Annotated in this window: 16 protein-coding genes and 1 pseudogene; 11 read left to right on the forward strand and 6 right to left on the reverse strand. The window is 69.9% G+C overall.

What is annotated here, in order from left to right:
* Window positions 1-132 precede the first annotated feature (132 nt).
* Window positions 133-903: a hypothetical protein gene (locus tag AC061S_RS08420; RefSeq protein WP_478685205.1), complete on the reverse strand. Its 771-nt coding sequence runs from the start codon at window positions 901-903 to the stop codon at window positions 133-135.
* Window positions 904-1,159: 256 nt separating this feature from the next.
* On the opposite strand from AC061S_RS08420, the gene AC061S_RS08425 reads away from it, so the two are divergent.
* Complete coding sequence (locus AC061S_RS08425; protein ID WP_478685206.1) at window positions 1,160-1,978, forward strand: isocitrate lyase/PEP mutase family protein; 819 nt, start codon at window positions 1,160-1,162, stop codon at window positions 1,976-1,978.
* 148 nt (window positions 1,979-2,126) lie between these two features.
* Here the strand turns inward: AC061S_RS08425 and AC061S_RS08430 are convergent, their stop codons facing one another.
* Window positions 2,127-3,632 carry an MFS transporter gene (locus AC061S_RS08430; protein WP_478685207.1) on the reverse strand — a complete coding sequence of 502 codons (1,506 nt, stop codon included), beginning with the start codon at window positions 3,630-3,632 and terminating at the stop codon, window positions 2,127-2,129.
* Between the two features lie 102 nt (window positions 3,633-3,734).
* Here AC061S_RS08430 and AC061S_RS08435 point away from each other — a divergent pair, with 102 nt between their 5' ends.
* Complete coding sequence (locus AC061S_RS08435) at window positions 3,735-4,214, forward strand: MarR family winged helix-turn-helix transcriptional regulator (RefSeq protein ID WP_478685208.1); 480 nt, start codon at window positions 3,735-3,737, stop codon at window positions 4,212-4,214.
* Between the two features lie 115 nt (window positions 4,215-4,329).
* Entirely contained in the window at window positions 4,330-4,848 is a 519-nt protein-coding gene (locus AC061S_RS08440; RefSeq protein WP_478685209.1) for a LysM peptidoglycan-binding domain-containing protein, read from the forward strand.
* 73 nt (window positions 4,849-4,921) lie between these two features.
* Here the strand turns inward: AC061S_RS08440 and AC061S_RS08445 are convergent, their stop codons facing one another.
* Entirely contained in the window at window positions 4,922-5,680 is a 759-nt protein-coding gene (locus AC061S_RS08445; protein WP_478685210.1) for a DUF5324 family protein, read from the reverse strand.
* Window positions 5,681-5,856: 176 nt separating this feature from the next.
* Between AC061S_RS08445 and AC061S_RS08450 the strand changes: the two genes are divergently transcribed.
* Window positions 5,857-6,384, forward strand: coding sequence for a peptidylprolyl isomerase (locus AC061S_RS08450; RefSeq protein ID WP_478685211.1), 528 nt, complete (start codon window positions 5,857-5,859; stop codon window positions 6,382-6,384).
* A gap of 94 nt (window positions 6,385-6,478) precedes the next feature.
* Window positions 6,479-7,348 (forward strand): rhomboid family intramembrane serine protease, encoded by an 870-nt coding sequence (locus AC061S_RS08455; RefSeq protein WP_478685212.1) that lies wholly within the window; start codon window positions 6,479-6,481, stop codon window positions 7,346-7,348.
* A 106-nt stretch (window positions 7,349-7,454) separates the two neighbouring features.
* Here the strand turns inward: AC061S_RS08455 and crgA are convergent, their stop codons facing one another.
* Window positions 7,455-7,709, reverse strand: coding sequence for a cell division protein CrgA (gene crgA, locus AC061S_RS08460; RefSeq protein ID WP_243331050.1), 255 nt, complete (start codon window positions 7,707-7,709; stop codon window positions 7,455-7,457).
* A gap of 91 nt (window positions 7,710-7,800) precedes the next feature.
* Here crgA and AC061S_RS08465 point away from each other — a divergent pair, with 91 nt between their 5' ends.
* The 6 genes and pseudogenes from AC061S_RS08465 (at window position 7,801) to AC061S_RS08490 (ending at window position 11,732) form a co-directional block, all read left to right on the forward strand.
* A complete protein-coding gene (locus AC061S_RS08465; protein ID WP_478685213.1) occupies window positions 7,801-8,577 on the forward strand; it encodes a DUF881 domain-containing protein in 777 nt (258 codons plus the stop codon).
* On the forward strand, window positions 8,546-9,292 hold the full coding sequence (locus AC061S_RS08470; protein ID WP_478685214.1) for a class E sortase: 747 nt from the start codon (window positions 8,546-8,548) through the stop codon (window positions 9,290-9,292). The genes AC061S_RS08465 and AC061S_RS08470 overlap by 32 nt, the downstream gene beginning before the upstream one ends.
* A 65-nt stretch (window positions 9,293-9,357) precedes the next feature.
* A complete protein-coding gene (locus AC061S_RS08475; RefSeq protein WP_254382427.1) occupies window positions 9,358-9,558 on the forward strand; it encodes a hypothetical protein in 201 nt (66 codons plus the stop codon).
* Entirely contained in the window at window positions 9,555-10,193 is a 639-nt protein-coding gene (locus AC061S_RS08480) for an aminodeoxychorismate/anthranilate synthase component II (RefSeq protein ID WP_254382122.1), read from the forward strand. The genes AC061S_RS08475 and AC061S_RS08480 overlap by 4 nt, the downstream gene beginning before the upstream one ends.
* A pseudogene (locus AC061S_RS08485) lies at window positions 10,175-11,002 on the forward strand (class E sortase); the annotation flags it as partial. The gene AC061S_RS08480 and the pseudogene AC061S_RS08485, both read left to right, overlap by 19 nt.
* Before the next feature lie 10 nt (window positions 11,003-11,012).
* A complete protein-coding gene (locus AC061S_RS08490; RefSeq protein WP_478685215.1) occupies window positions 11,013-11,732 on the forward strand; it encodes a class E sortase in 720 nt (239 codons plus the stop codon).
* A gap of 54 nt (window positions 11,733-11,786) precedes the next feature.
* Here AC061S_RS08490 and AC061S_RS08495 read toward each other — a convergent pair whose 3' ends face one another.
* Window positions 11,787-12,824, reverse strand: a complete 1,038-nt coding sequence (locus tag AC061S_RS08495) for a restriction endonuclease (RefSeq protein ID WP_478685216.1) — start codon at window positions 12,822-12,824, stop codon at window positions 11,787-11,789.
* A 137-nt stretch (window positions 12,825-12,961) separates the two neighbouring features.
* Window positions 12,962-14,989, reverse strand: coding sequence for a Stk1 family PASTA domain-containing Ser/Thr kinase (pknB, locus tag AC061S_RS08500; protein ID WP_478685217.1), 2,028 nt, complete (start codon window positions 14,987-14,989; stop codon window positions 12,962-12,964).
* Window positions 14,990-15,080: the final 91 nt, after the last annotated feature.

A 15,080-nucleotide genomic window follows, 5' to 3' on the forward strand; every position in this document is an offset into this window, starting at 1 on the left:
CCGGACCGCTGCCCGCATGCGAAGAGCCCCCTCGGCCCCGCGGGAGCGCGGGGTCGAGGGGGCTTTCGGGCCTCAGAGCTCGGGTCGGTGGGTCTGAGGGGCCGTGGGTGTACGGGAGCCGCGGGGCCGGTTTCAGCCGCGGGCGCGGGCCTTGCGGTTGCGGATCATGAAGCCGGCGCCGAGTGCGGCGAGTATCGCGACGAGGGCGGTGCCGGTGGCCGCGGTGGTGGTGTTGTCGGTGTCCTCGGAGGCGGAGGCGGAGGCGGAGGCGGAGGCGGAGGCGGTGTCGGTGATGTCGGCGAGCTCGGCGCCCGCGGCGACCGGGCCCTTGGGGACGACGACGGTCTGCGGCTTGGCGGCGTTGGCGGCGTTGGCGGCGTTGGCGGGGGTGGCGGCGGGCTTCGCGGCGGGCTTGGTGGCCGGCTTCACCGCGGGCTTCGTGGCGGGCTTCACCGCGGGCTTGGTGGAGGGCTTGGCGGCGGGCTGGGCCTTCGGCATCAGCTGGAAGGTCGAGGCGCCCTCGCCCAGCACGCGGATGTCGAATCCCTCGCCGTTGTTCGTGAGCTTGTACTGGACGCCGTCGAGCACGGCGACGGGGTGGGCGACGTCGAGCTTCGCCAGCACGCGGCCGGCCCAGCCGTCACCCGGCTTCCAGTCGGGGGAGACGGCGCGGATCCAGACCTCGGGGCCCTCGGACTCGTTGCGCAGCACCGCGATCCGGCCCTTGCCCACGTGGACGATCTCGCCGTCGTAGCGGTCGTTGCCCGAGGTGGTGCCGGACACCGCCGACACCGCCGATACCGCCGCTACCGAGGTCACGGCCGTCGCGGCCTGCGCGGTGGGCGCCAGGAGCGCTCCGGCGAGGGCGGCGGTGACGATCGAGGTACGGAGGGCGGTACGCATAACGACTCCTTGGAACATTGTCTGGGAAGGGGCGGAGAGTCGCATGCCGCGGTGTCGCTGTCGGGGTTTCGTCCGGTCAGGTCTGCGGGGCTGCTGATGAGAAATCTACGGATCTCGATCGACCGGAACGTGGGCTTCCTGTCATGGCTGCGTAACAGCGAACAGCCGGATGACCAGGGCATTTTCCAGCAGGAGTCCTCTACCTTTGGATCGATGTGACGAGCACTTAAAAACCGTATGGCTGAGGAGCGTTCGAATGACCGTGGAAGCGAAGACCACCGAGAAGGCCCTGCGGCTGCGCGAGTTGGGCGAGTCCCTGCTCGTTCTCCCCAATGCCTGGGACGCGGGCAGCGCGGCGGTGATCGAGTCGGCCGGGGCGCCGGCCATCGCCACCACCAGCGGCGGTGTGGCCTGGTCGATCGGGCGCGGGGACGGGCAGCACGCGACGGGGCCGGAGATGCTGGCGGCGGCCGCGCGGATCGTGGCGGCCGTGGACCTGCCGGTGACCGTGGACATCGAGGGCGGCTACGAGGACGTCGCGGCCACCGTGCGCGAGGTGGTGGCGGTGGGCGCCGTCGGGATCAACCTGGAGGACTCGAAGCCGGCCGACGGTACGCTCCACACCGCCTCGGAGCAGGCCGAACGGATCCGCGCCGCCCGTGCGGCGGCCACCGCGGCCGGGCTGCCCGAGCTGGTGATCAACGCCCGTACCGATGTCTTCCTGTTCGGGATCGGCGAGGAGTCCGGCCGCCTCGCCGACGTACTGGCGCGGGTGGAGGCGTACGCCGCCGCCGGGGCCGACGGGATCTTCGTGCCGGGGCTGCTGGACCTGGACGCCCTGAGCGAGATCGCGCGGGGCCCGCTGCCGGTCAACGCCATGGCCGGGCCGGGCGGTCCGTCCGTCGCCGAGCTGGCGAAGGCCGGGGTGCGCCGGGTCAGTGTCGGGACCGGCGTGGCGCAGGCGGCGTACACGGCGGCTCGCGCCGCGGCGGTGGAGGTGCTGGAGCAGGGGACGTACGGGGCGCTCGACGGCGCGGTCGACTACGGCACGCTCAACGGCCTCTTCGTGAAGTAGGGCCCTGACCCGGCCTTGTGGTGCAACGGCCGTGGGCCGCTCCGGTGTGCGGAGCGGCCCACAGTCGTATCCACAGTCCCATCGGTGTCCCATCGGCCAGTCCGACCTCGTCCTGTCCCGATGTTTCACGTGAAACATCGGGCGGGAGTCACCGGCGCCGGCCGGTCCGCAGCAGGGTCGCGGCCACCACGAGCGCCGTGAGCATCAGCCCGGCCCCGATGCCGAAGGCCAGGTGGTAGCCCGAGGTCAGGGCCTCGGCGCGGTCGAGGCCGGTCGAGAGCAGGGAGTCGGTACGGGCGGCCGCCAGGGTGGAGAGGACGGCGACACCGAGGGCCATGCCGATCTGCTGGGTGGTGTTGAACAGCCCCGAGGCGAGGCCGGCGTCCTGCTCGTCGGCGCCGGACATGCCGAGCGCGGTGAGGGCGGGCAGGGCCAGGCCGAAGCCGGCGGCCAGCAGCATCACGGGGAGCAGGTCGGTGACGTAGTCGGCGCGGACCGGGAGCCGGGTCAGCAGGCCGAGGGCGGCGACGAGCAGGGCGAGTCCGGTCAGGAGGACGCCCCGTTCGCCGAAGCGGGCGTTCAGCGGGGCCGAGGCGAAGAGGGAGACCCCGCCGATGACCACGGCCGCCGGGAGCATCGCCAGGCCGGTCTCGGCGGCTCCGTAGCCGAGCACGTTCTGGAGGTACAGGGCGACCAGGACCTGGAAGGAGAAGAGCGCGGCCACCATCAGCATCTGGACCAGGTTCGCGCCGACCACGGTCCGCGAGCGGAAGATCCGCAGCGGCACCAGCGGGGTGCGGGTCTTGGCCTGGCGTGCGGTGAAGCCGGCGAGCAGGGCGACCGAGAGCGTGCCGAGGCCGAGGGTGTGCGCGGAGACCCAGCCGTAGCGCTCCACCTCGACGACGGTGAAGATCCCGAGCATCAGGCCGGCGGTGACCAGGAGGGCGCCGATGACGTCGGCTCCGGCGCGCAGACCCAGTCCTCGATCGGCGGGGAGTGCGGGCAGGGCCAGCGCGAGGGCGGCGAGCCCTATGGGCAGGTTGATGAAGAAGATCCAGTGCCAGTCGAGGGCATCGGTCAGGACCCCGCCGAGCACCTGTCCCAGGGAGGCGCCGGCCGCGCCGGTGAAGGAGAACACGGCGATGGCCTTGGCTCGCTCGCGGGGTTCGGTGAACAGCGTGATCAGGATGCCCAGGCTGACGGCCGCGGCCATGGCGCTGCCGAGTCCCTGAAGGAAGCGGGCGGCGATCAGTACCTCGGGCGAGCCGGCGAATCCGGCGATCAGGGAGGCTCCGGTGAAGACGCCGGTCCCGGCCAGGAACATCCGCTTGCGGCCGATGAGGTCGCCGAGCCGGCCGGCGAGGAGCAGCAGGCTGCCGAAGGCGATCAGGTAGGCGTTCACGACCCAGCTGAGTCCGGCGGGGGTGAAGCCGAGGTCGTTCTGGATGGCCGGCATCGCGACGGTGACGATGCTGCCGTCGAGGACGGTCATCAGGACGCCGGTGGACAGCACTCCGAGGGCGGTCCAGCGGGAGCGCAGCCCGCGCGGTCCGGCGGCCGGGGCGGAAGCGGACGCCGTGGAAGCGGACGCGGCGGGGGCGGTGGGCCCGGTGGAAGGGGTGGGAGGGGCGGCGGGAGCGGAGGTGGCAGACATCTGTGTCCCCAGTCGGTGAGCGGCGGGCTGACTTGGTAGGACCGTATCAGATAGTTCCGTTGCAGACGATCTATTGGGGACTGAATTGCTAGACTGGTGGACATGACAGCCATGGCGCCCGCACAGAACGAGCCGGACCTCTCCTTCCTCCTGGACCACACCAGCCACGTCCTGCGCACCCGGATGGCGGCGGCACTCGACCGGATCGGGCTCACGGCACGGATGCACTGCGTGCTCGTGCACGCGCTGGGGGAGGAGCGGACCCAGATCCAGCTCGCCGAGATCGGGGGCATGGACAAGACGACGATGGTCGTCACCGTCGACGCCCTGGAGAAGGCCGGGCTGGCCGAGCGGCGGCAGTCCGGCACGGACCGCCGGGCCCGCGTCATCGTCGTCACCGAACAGGGCGCCGCCCTGGCGCAGGAGAGCAGCCGCATCGTCGACCAGGTGCACGCCGACGCGCTCGCCTCCCTCTCGGACGCGGACCGCGAGGCCGTGCTGCGCGTACTCAACCTGCTGGTCAAAGGCGACCTGGAGACCCCGTCGGAGAGCCCGAGGCCGGCCCGCAGGGCCCGCCAGTAGCGGCCCGGTATCCCCCGGATGGCCCAGTCGCAGGGCCGTCCGGCGCCTTCTGGCAGAGAGTGGGAGCAAGGAACTCAAGCCCAGGGGGGCACCACCATGCCGGAGGCGTACGCACATGGGACTGTTCGACTTCATGAGGTCCGACAAGAAGAAGGAACAAGCCGAGAAGGCCGCGGAGAAGGCGGCTGAGCAGGTGCAACAGCAGGCCGCGGCCGCTCCGGCGCCCCCGTCCGCGATGCCCGCCGACGCCGGGACCAAGTACACCGACTCGGCGGCGGCGACCAAGGCGGCCGCCGAGCGCATGGCGGCGGCGGCGCCGCCCAAGGCCGCACCGATGCCGCCCAAGGCCACACCGGCGCCCCCCGTCGCACGGCCCGCCCCGCACACGCCCACGCCGGCTTCCGCCGCGCACAAGGCGGTCCCGGCGGCGCCGATGCCCGCGGCGGCGTCGAAGCCCGCACCCAAGCCGCAGCGCACGTACACCGTCCGCTCGGGCGACTCGCTCTCCGCGATCGCCCGCCGCGAGCTCGGCAACGAGGGCCGCTGGCGCGAGCTCTACGCCATGAACAGGGGCGTCATCGGCTCCAACCCCGACATGATCCACCCGGGGATGAAGCTCACCCTCCCGAGCTAGCGGGGAGACGAACATGAGAGTGGGGCCCGGATCCCTTCCAGGATCCGGGCCCCACTCTCATGCGCGCCGTTCGTCAGCGGTGCTTGCGCTTCGCGTCCTCCGCGTCGATCCGCTCCTGCGCGGCCTCCGCCTCAGCTTCCAGGCCGGACACGAAATCCGACGTCCCGGACTCGCGCTCCTTCGCCGCCAGCTCCTCGTCGAAGGAGGCCTGGCCCTGCTCCTCCCGCGCCGACAGCTCGGTGGCGGCCGGCGGTTCCACGAGCCAGTCCGGGTTCGACTGCTGGTCCCACCACCTCCACGCGGCGTAGGCCCCGCCGGCCAGGACGCCGACCACCGCCGCGCCCTTGAACCACCGGCCGCAGCGCTCCCGCCGTTCGTGGCGCCGTACGAGCTTCTGCACCTCCTTGGCCGATACCTGGCCGCGCAGCGCCGCGAACGCCGCCGTCGACCGGGAAGCGGCCTCCTCGGCGACCGGCTGGGCCGCCGCGAGGGCGCTCTCCAGCCGCGGCTGCGTGTACTCCACGGCGTGCTGGGCCGCCAGGCGGGTCTGCTTCACGGCGTTGGTCGCCGCCCGGTCCACATTCGGCGGCACATGGGCGCGGACCGATTTGATCCGGGGCTGGACGTGGCAGCAGTACGTCGAGCGGGCCTGCTTGGCAGCCTCGCCGGCCGCGTAAGACACCTTCGGTGCGAGCCGTTCATTTGCTTCGTGGGCGTAATGCACCGCAGCGTGCTTGGCGGATTCCGCGTACGGCGCCACCACTTCCGCTGCGTGCCGCGCCGTATCCCTGGCACTTGATGCTGCCAGGCGCACGCTTTCCTTGCGGGTCACAGGATCCTCCTCCTCGGTGGCGGACACAGTTCACCTTTCCACCCTTTGTCGGATCATGCCTCCCATACCGCCGCCCGGCATGCGCGACAGGGCATATGGGTGGACGATTTCCGCCCGGTGCAGCCCTCCGTGCGAGGATCTGACACCGACAGTGATGACGAGAGGAAGGCAGATCCGTGGCCGAGAAGCTCTACGCCACCCTGAAGACCACCCACGGCGACATCGAGATCGAGCTTCTGCCGAACTTCGCTCCGAAGACCGTGCGGAACTTCGTCGAACTCGCCACCGGCGAGCGCGAGTGGACGCGTCCCACGGACGGCCAGAAGACCACGGACCCGCTCTACGACGGCACCGTCTTCCACCGCGTCATCAGCGGGTTCATGATCCAGGGCGGCGACCCGCTGGGGAACGGCACCGGCGGCCCCGGCTACCAGTTCGCCGATGAGTTCCACCCCGACCTGGCCTTCACCAAGCCCTACCTGCTCGCGATGGCGAACGCCGGCCCGGGCACCAACGGCTCGCAGTTCTTCATCACCGTCGCCCCCACCGCCTGGCTGACGCGCAAGCACACCATCTTCGGCGAGATCGGCGACAAGGCCAGCCAGAAGATCGTCGACACCATCGCCGCAGGTCCCACCAATCCGCGCACCGAGCGCCCCCTCGACGACGTGATCATCCACTCCGTCGTCATCGAGAAGCGCTGACCGCAGGGGAACCTTTCGGCCCCGCCCGTCCGTCCTCGATACGTACCGGACGGGCGCGGCGGATCCGCCGCCTCGCCGCCGACCGAGGGGACCGATGGACACCGACCGTCTTCCGGGCTGCTACCGGCACCCGGACCGCGAGACCGGGATCAGCTGTACGCGCTGTGAGCGGCCGATCTGCCCCGAGTGCATGATCAGCGCCTCGGTCGGCTTCCAGTGCCCCGAGTGCGTCCGCGGGGGCTCGGGAACGGGCCACGGGCCCGCGGCCAACGCTCCGCGGACGATCGCGGGCGGGGCGATCGCCGCGGACCCGTACCTGGTCACCAAGATCCTGATCGGGATCAACGTGGCCGTGTACCTCGCGGCAGAGGCCGTCCCGGGGCTGTGGAGCCACCTGGTGCTCCTGGGCTGGTACGGCGACCAGACCGGCGTGTCCACCGGCGAGTACTACCGGCTGCTGACCTCGACGTTCCTGCACACCGCGCTGTGGCACGTCTTCGGCAACATGCTCGCGCTGTGGTTCATCGGCGGACCCCTGGAGCAGGCCCTCGGCCGGGCCCGCTATCTCGCCGTGTACCTGCTGTCCGCCTTGGGCGGCAGCGCCGTGGTCTACCTGCTGACGGCACCGACCGTCGCGACCCTCGGCGCCTCGGGCGCCGTCTTCGGCCTGCTCGGTGCCACCGTGGTGCTGTTCCGCCGGATGAGGTACGAAATGCGCCCGCTGATCACCATGGCGGTGTTCATGCTGGTACTGACCTTCGTACCGGGGCTGAACGTGTCGTGGCAGGCCCATATCGGTGGCCTCGTCACCGGTGTACTGGTCGCTTCGGGCTTCCTGTGGCCCACCAAGGACATGGGCGCGCGGAATCGCAAATTCGTCCAGTGGGGCACCTGTGTGGCGGTGTTCCTGCTGGCCACAGCCCTGATCGCGATCCGTACGGCCGAACTTTCCGTACTCACCTGATCACACCGGCGTCAACTCTCCACAGAGTTATCCACAGATCTTCTGTCTTTTCCTCAGGTGTGGATGACGCTGTGGATAACTCATGGGGAGAGCTTGCGGAGCCGGGCTACTTCCACTGCGTGGAGACGCCGAATCCTGCCGCAATGAAGCCGAATCCGACCACAATGTTCCAATTTCCGAGGGCTTCGATCGGAAGCTGGGTCTCGGACAGATAAAAAACGACGATCCACGCCAGGCCGACCAAGAAGAACGCCAGCATGACCGGGGCGACCCAGTTGCGGTTCGTCAGCTTGATCGACTGCGGCGTCCGCGAGGGGGGCGGCGTGTAGTCGTCCTTCTTGCGGATACGTGACTTCGGCACGAGGGGCTCTCCTGTCGATGGGCTGGGGACCTTGCCTGCCCCGGGCGTCCGTTAGCGTAGTGGACCTGTGGCGTTGAAGGAGAAGGGTACGTTGAGCAATTCCGACGACTCCTCCGCGGGTCCCCGTCGCCGTGCCAGACCGGTCCGGCTGCTCACGGCCGCCGTCTTCGCCCTGGCCGGCTTGATCTTCGTCACCAGCTTCAACACCTCCAAGGGTACGAACATCCGGACGGACGCCTCGCTCCTCAAGCTGTCCGACCTGATCCAGGAGCGCAGCCAGAGCAACCTGGAGCTGGAGAAGAGCACCGCCACCGCACGCGACCAGGTCGACGCCCTCGCCGACCGGGACAACGGGAGCACCAAGGCCGAGGACGCCAGGCTGGCCGCCCTGCGCGCCGCCTCCGGCACCGAGGAGATCGCCGGCAAGGCCGTGACGGTCACCCTCAACGACGCGCCCCCGAACGCCACGGCCCGCATCCCCAACGTGCCCGAGCCGCAGCCCAACGACCTGGTGATCCACCAGCAGGACCTCCAGGCCGTGGTCAACGCCCTCTGGCAGGGCGGCGCCGAGGGGATCCAGGTCATGGACCAGCGCCTGATCTCCACCAGCGCCGTGCGCTGCGTGGGAAACACCCTGATCCTGCAGGGCCGGGTGTACTCGCCCCCGTACAAGGTGTCGGCGGTCGGCGACCCCGGTGCGCTGAAGAAGGCCCTCGCGGCCTCCCCGGCGCTGCAGAACTACCAGCTGTACGTCAACGCGTACGGGCTCGGCTGGAAAGTGGACGAGCACAAGGCACTGACACTTCCGGGCTACTCCGGCACAGTGGACCTCCACTATGCGAAGCCGCTGGAGTCCGCCACCCCGTGACCGTGACGTCGACGTGCCGCGCCTGCTGGTACGGACGTTCAGCGAGGTGTGCCTGACCGCGGGCTCGCTCATCGTGCTCTTCGTGGTCTACGTCCTGCTGTGGACCGGGGTCAAGGCCGACCAGGCCATGGACGGGGAGATGGCCCGCATGCGCGACCGCTGGTCCGCGGCGCCCGCGGCCGCCCCTCAGCCCGCTCCCGCTCCGTCGGCAGCCCCCTCGGCCGCCCCGCAGTCCGCCGCGTACCCGCCGGACCGGGCCTTCGCCGAGATGTACGTCCCGCGCTTCGGCCCCGGCTGGAACAAGCCGGTCCTGGAGGGCACGGGCACGGAGCTGCTGAAGAAGGGCCTGGGCCACTACGCCGGCACGGCCCCGCTCGGCGGGACCGGGAACTTCGCGGTGGCCGGCCACCGGCGCACGTACGGCGACCCCTTCAAGGACATCCCCAAGCTGCGCACCGGAGACCTGGTGATCCTCAAGGACGCCACCGGCTGGTACACGTACACCGTCCGCGCGGAGCCGCTGCGCACGCTCCCCACGGAGGTCGGCGTGGTCGACCCGGTGCCGAGCCGCTCGCCCTTCACCGGGCCGGGCAAGTACCTGACGCTCACCACCTGCGACCCGGAATGGGGCCACAGCCACCGGCTCGTGGTCTGGGCCGAACTGACCGGTATGCGGACCCTCGCGCAGGGCCGGCCGGAGGGTTTGGCAAGGTGACCCTCCGCGCCGGGCGGGTGCCTTTAGGCTGTGGACGTACCGCCCCCGCGGTGCGTTGAACGATCGTGGACGAAAAGGACACAGGCGGCATGTACGGCTGGATCTGGCGGCATTTGCCGGGTAACGCGTGGGTACGCGTGATGATCTCCCTCGTGCTGGTGCTCGCGGTGGTGTTCGTGCTGTTCCAGTACGTCTTCCCGTGGGCCGAGCCGCTGCTTCCGTTCAACGATGTGACGGTGGACGAGGGATCGGGAGCGACTCCGTGAGCGCGCGCATTCTTGTTGTCGACAATTACGACAGCTTTGTCTTCAACCTGGTCCAGTACCTCTACCAGCTCGGCGCCGAGTGCGAGGTGCTGCGCAACGACGAGGTCGAGCTCGCCCACGCCCAGGACGGCTTCGACGGCGTGCTGCTGTCCCCGGGCCCCGGGACGCCGGAAGAGGCCGGCGTCTGCGTGGACATGGTCCGCCACTGCGCGGACACGGGCGTACCGGTCTTCGGGGTCTGCCTCGGCATGCAGTCGATGGCCGTCGCCTACGGAGGCGTCGTCGGCCGGGCCCCGGAACTGCTGCACGGCAAGACCTCGCCGGTGGTCCACGAGGGCCTCGGCGTCTTCGAAGGTCTGCCCTCGCCCTTCACCGCGACCCGGTACCACTCCCTCGCGGCCGAGCCGCCGACCCTCCCGGACACGCTGGAGGTCACGGCGCGGACCGAGGACGGGATCATCATGGGGCTGCGCCACCGCGAGCACGACGTCGAGGGCGTGCAGTTCCACCCCGAGTCCGTGCTGACCGAGTGGGGCCACCGGATGCTCGCGAACTGGCTGGTGCGCTGCGGTGACGCGGGCGCGGTGGAGCGCTCCGTGGGGCTCGCCCCGGTGGTGGGCAAGGCCGTCGCGTGACGGCCCTCGCGCCGTCCGCGCCCACCGAGGGCCGGGCAGCGCGACGCAGGGCAGCGCAGGAGGCCGCGAAGCGCACGCGGACGCGGGGCCGGGGCCGGCGGCGCAGACGGCCCGCCTCGGGCGGGCCGGTCGTGGTCGTCAGCAGGCTCGCCGGGGAGCTGTTCATCACGCTGGGCCTGGTGATGCTGCTCTTCGTCGGCTACCAGCTCTGGTACACGAACTTCCTGGCGGGCCGGACGGCAGATGACGCCGCCGGCTCCCTGCTCCAGAACTGGGACCGCGATCCGGCCGGCGCGGCCGCCCCGCCCGTGGCGGCCTTCGAGCCGGGCCAGGGCTTCGCGATCCTGTACATCCCGAAGCTGGACGTGAAGGTGCCGGTCGCGGAGGGGACGAACAAGGCGAAGGTCCTCGACAAGGGGATGGTCGGCCACTACGCCGAGGCGCCGCTCGCGACCGGGATGCCGGCCGATCCCCAGGGAAACTTCGCGCTGGCGGGCCACCGGAACACGCACGGCGAACCTTTCCGCTACATCAACCGGCTGGTGCCGGGGGACAAGATCGTGGTGGAGACGCGGGACGCGTACTACACGTACGAGATGAGCTCGCAGCTCGCGCAGACCCCGCCGTCGAACGTGTCGGTCATCAAGCCGGTGCCCGTCGGATCGGGGTTCACCTCCCCGGGCCGCTACATCACGCTGACCACGTGCACCCCGGAGTTCACGAGCACCTACCGGATGATCGTATGGGGCAGGATGACCGCAGAACGCCCCCGCAGCCAGGGTGCTCCGCCCGAGCTGACCAGCCCGTAGAGGATCCGCAGTGTCACGTGCCGCCGCACCGCCCCCGAGCCGCAGCGCCTTCGCGGGGTTCCTGAGCCTGCTGGGCGAGCTCCTGATCACGGTGGGCCTCGTGCTCGGGCTGTTCGTGGCGTACTCGCTGTGGTGGACGAACGTCCTGGCGGACCGGGACGCCTCCGCACGCGGCGACGCGGTGCGCGAGCAGTGGGACAAGGCGGCGCCCTCGCAGGAGGCGGCCGCGGCGCCCGGCGCACTGGACACCCAGGGCGGGGTCGGCTTCCTGCACGTGCCGGCGATGAAGAACGGCGAGGTGCTGGTCAAGCGGGGCACCGGCTCGGAGGTCCTGAACGACGGCGTCGCCGGGTACTACACGGAGCCGGTCAAGTCGGCGCTGCCGTGGGACCCGGCGGGCAATTTCGCGCTGGCGGCCCATCGCGACGGGCACGGGGCCAAGTTCCACAACATCGACAAGCTGAAGAACGGCGACGCGGTCGTCTTCGAGACCCGCGACACCTGGTACGTGTACAAGGTCTTCGCCGAGCTGAGCCAGACCTCGAAGTACAACGTGGACTCGATCAGCCCGGTCCCCAAGGAGTCGGGCCGCACGGCGCCGGGCCGCTACATCACCCTGACGACCTGCACGCCCGTGTACACCTCGAAGTACCGCTACATCGTGTGGGGCGAGCTGGTCCGCACGGAGAAGGTCGACGCGAAGCGGAGCCTTCCGGCGGAGCTGCGCTAGTCGTGGACCTGTGGATAAGTCGGCGTTGAGAGTGACAAGCCGTCACTCTCAGAATCAGCGCAGCACCTGGAGCCGTACTCCGGCACTCCAGGCCTCCAGAAGGCCCCTGTGGACGGCTGTCACACCTCCCTGGGCGGCGATGGCCAAGGACTCGCGCGTGAAGGCGCAGGTGGCCACGTAGAGGGCCACATCGGCCTGGTGGAGGACCTTGGAGGAGCCGAGGAACTTCTGCATCTCGCCGCTGAGGACGTGCCGGAAGGGCGCGAAGTTCTTGCACTGGACGGCGACCGACCGTCCGTCCGCCGTCCTGGCGGTGATGTCGACCCCGCGGTCGCCTCCGTGCCCGCCGTACACCTCGACGTCGGTGCACCCATCGCGGCGCAGCAGCTCTGCTACGTGCAGCTCGAACTCCTTCCAGCTCATTGCGTCGATGGTTCCGATGACCCCGGTGAGGGCCCGCACGTCCTGGCCGCGCTGGAGCCGGCTGATCTGGAGGTCGTGCTCGATGAGCTTCATCTGGATCTGCTGCACGTCCTCCCGGAGGGAGATCAACTCTCGCCGCTGTTCGCCGGACGTCTCGATCAGGACGTTCAGCATCGGCACGACGGTCTTGCCGAGCACGTCGGTGATGCGGGTGTCGATCCGCTCGTCGAGCTCGTCCCAACTGTCCCTGTGGACAAGGTTATCCACAGGGCGTGTGCGGACCTCATACTCCGTGTCCAGGAGGTATGTACGGACCTGACGTGCGACTTTGCTGTCTCGGAGCAGCATGCCCGCATTCAGCACCGCCCGTCGGGACCACATGGCGATGGCCGCGGCGCGGGTGTTGAGCCCACTGACCTCCTTAAAGGAGGTCAGTTCTGGACCTGTCAAAACCTGATAACCGTTGAACGTGAGTTCGTCTCGGTGATCGATCACCACGGATTCGAGGGTCTTAATACCGACCTCGTAGTACGCCGCCACCATCGCCGTCGTCACGTGCAGCCCGTCCGGCAGCAGTGACAGCGTCTTCACCTTGTCCAGCACGTCCGTCCGCTCCAGGACGCTGGTGCGCAAAGTCGGGGACTCCAGCAGCACCGATTCGTTGATCATGACCCGTCCTCCCGGCGGGGCCCGATACCCCACCCCCATCCGGGCTAACGAATTCGTACATATGAAGACACGTACGAAATGGGTCCGGCCCCTCTCGTGGAGAGGGGCCGGACCCGTTGCTGTGCGTGTGCCGCCGGCTAATCGCCGAGGCCTCCGAAGAAGCCGCCGCCGTTGTTGTTGCCGCCGTTCTGCTGGCCGTCTTCCATCGTGGTCACGTCGACCGTCGCGCCGGGCTGGACCGTGGTGCCGACCCCGGGGTTCGAGGTCAGGATCCTCGCCTTGCCGTCGGAGGAGCCCGACAGCACGGATCCGAAGACGAGGTTCTTGGAGGCGAGCAGGGCCCGGGCCTCGTTGATCGTCCTGCCCGCCAGGTTCGGGACCTGGATCTGCTGGACCGGCTTGGCGACGGAGATGTTGACCGTCGAGCCGACGTCGACCGAGCTATTGGTGCCGGGGTCCTGGCCGACGACCGTCTTGGGGGCCGTGCCCGGGGACGCGTCCACCTCGGTGACGCTGCCGAGCTTCAGCTTGAGGGCCTGCAGGGCCTTCGAAGCGTCGGCTTGGCTCTTGCCGGTGAGGTCCGGGACGGTCACCTTGGAGACTTCCTTGGCCACCGTCAGCTCGATGGTCGAGCCCTTCTCGGCCTCGCCGCTCTTCGGGTTCTGCTCGATGACGGTGCCGGCGGGCCGCTCGGACTCGACCGTCTTCTTCTGGATCTGGAAGCCCTTCTCCGTGAGCGCCTTCTCCGCGTCGGCGACCGCCAGGTTGATGACGTTCGGAACGAGGACCTTGGGCGCCCCGGTGGAGACCTTCACCTTGACGACGGAGTTCTTGTCGACCTTGACGCCCTCGGCCGGGTTCTGCTCGCAGACGCTGCCCTTGGGGGCGGCCTCGCAGGGCATCTCCCCGTCCTGCTGGACGACGAGGCCGACGTTGTCCCCGTTGGCCTTGGCCTGCTCGAAGGTTTCGCCGATGAGCTTGGGGACCGCGGGCCGGTTGTCGGCGGTGGTGTCGAAGAGGGCCCGTCCGATGAGGATCGCGCCGACCAGGACGAGGATGCCGGCGGTGACCAGCAGGATCGTGGAGGCCTTGCTCTTCTGCTGACGCCGGCCGTGGCCGCCCTGGTCGTATCCGCCCTGGGCCGGGTACCCGGTGGCCCCGTATCCGCCGTCACCCGGCGGCATCGGCGGGAGCATGGAGGTCTGGTTCGGGTCGGCGGTGCGCAGGGCGGTGGTGGGCTGGTCGTAGCCCTGGTGTCCGTAGCCCTGCCCCTGGTCGGGGTAGCCGTAGCCGGCGGCGCCCATGGAGGCGGTGGCGGCGACGGGCTGGCCGTCGAGGCAGGCCTCGATGTCGGCGCGCATCTCGTCGGCGGACTGGTAGCGGTAGTCGGCGTCCTTGACCAGCGCCTTCAACACGATCGCGTCCATCTCGGGCGTGATCTCGGAGTCGAAGTTCGACGGGGGCTGGGGCTCTTCCCGTACGTGCTGGTAGGCGACCGCGACCGGGGAGTCGCCGATGAACGGCGGCCGGACGGCGAGGAGCTCGTACAGCAGGCAGCCGGCCGAGTAGAGGTCGGAGCGCGCGTCGACCTGCTCGCCCCTGGCCTGCTCCGGGGAGAGGTACTGGGCGGTGCCGATGACGGCGGCGGTCTGCGTCATGGTCATGCCGGAGTCGCCCATGGCGCGGGCGATGCCGAAGTCCATGACCTTGACCTGGCCGGAGCGGGTCAGCATGACGTTGGCGGGCTTGATGTCGCGGTGCACGATGCCGGCGCGGTGCGAGTACTCCAGTGCCTGGAGGATGCCGATGCACATCTCCAGGGTGCGCTCGGGCAGCAGCTTGCGGCCGGAGTGCAGGAGCTCGCGCAGGGTCGAGCCGTCGACGTACTCCATCACGATGTACGGGATGGAGATGTTGTCGACGTAGTCCTCGCCGGTGTCGTACACGGCGACGATCGCCGGGTGGTTGAGCGATGCGGCCGACTGGGCCTCGCGCCGGAACCTGGCCTGGAAGGACGGGTCGCGGGCGAGGTCGGCGCGCAGGGTCTTGACGGCGACGGTACGGCCGAGCCGGGTGTCGTGGGCGAGGTAGACCTCGGCCATGCCACCGCGGCCGAGCACGTGGCTCAGCTCGTACCGGCCGCCGAGGCGACGCGGCTCTTCCATAACGTTGCAGCCCTCTCCGTCAGTCCCGACCGCACCGGTGTGTGGTCCGGCGGTGTGCTGTTCGCGCAAAGGCTACCGGCCGATCGCCGGT

This window comes from Streptomyces sp. CA189, assembly GCF_056428985.1.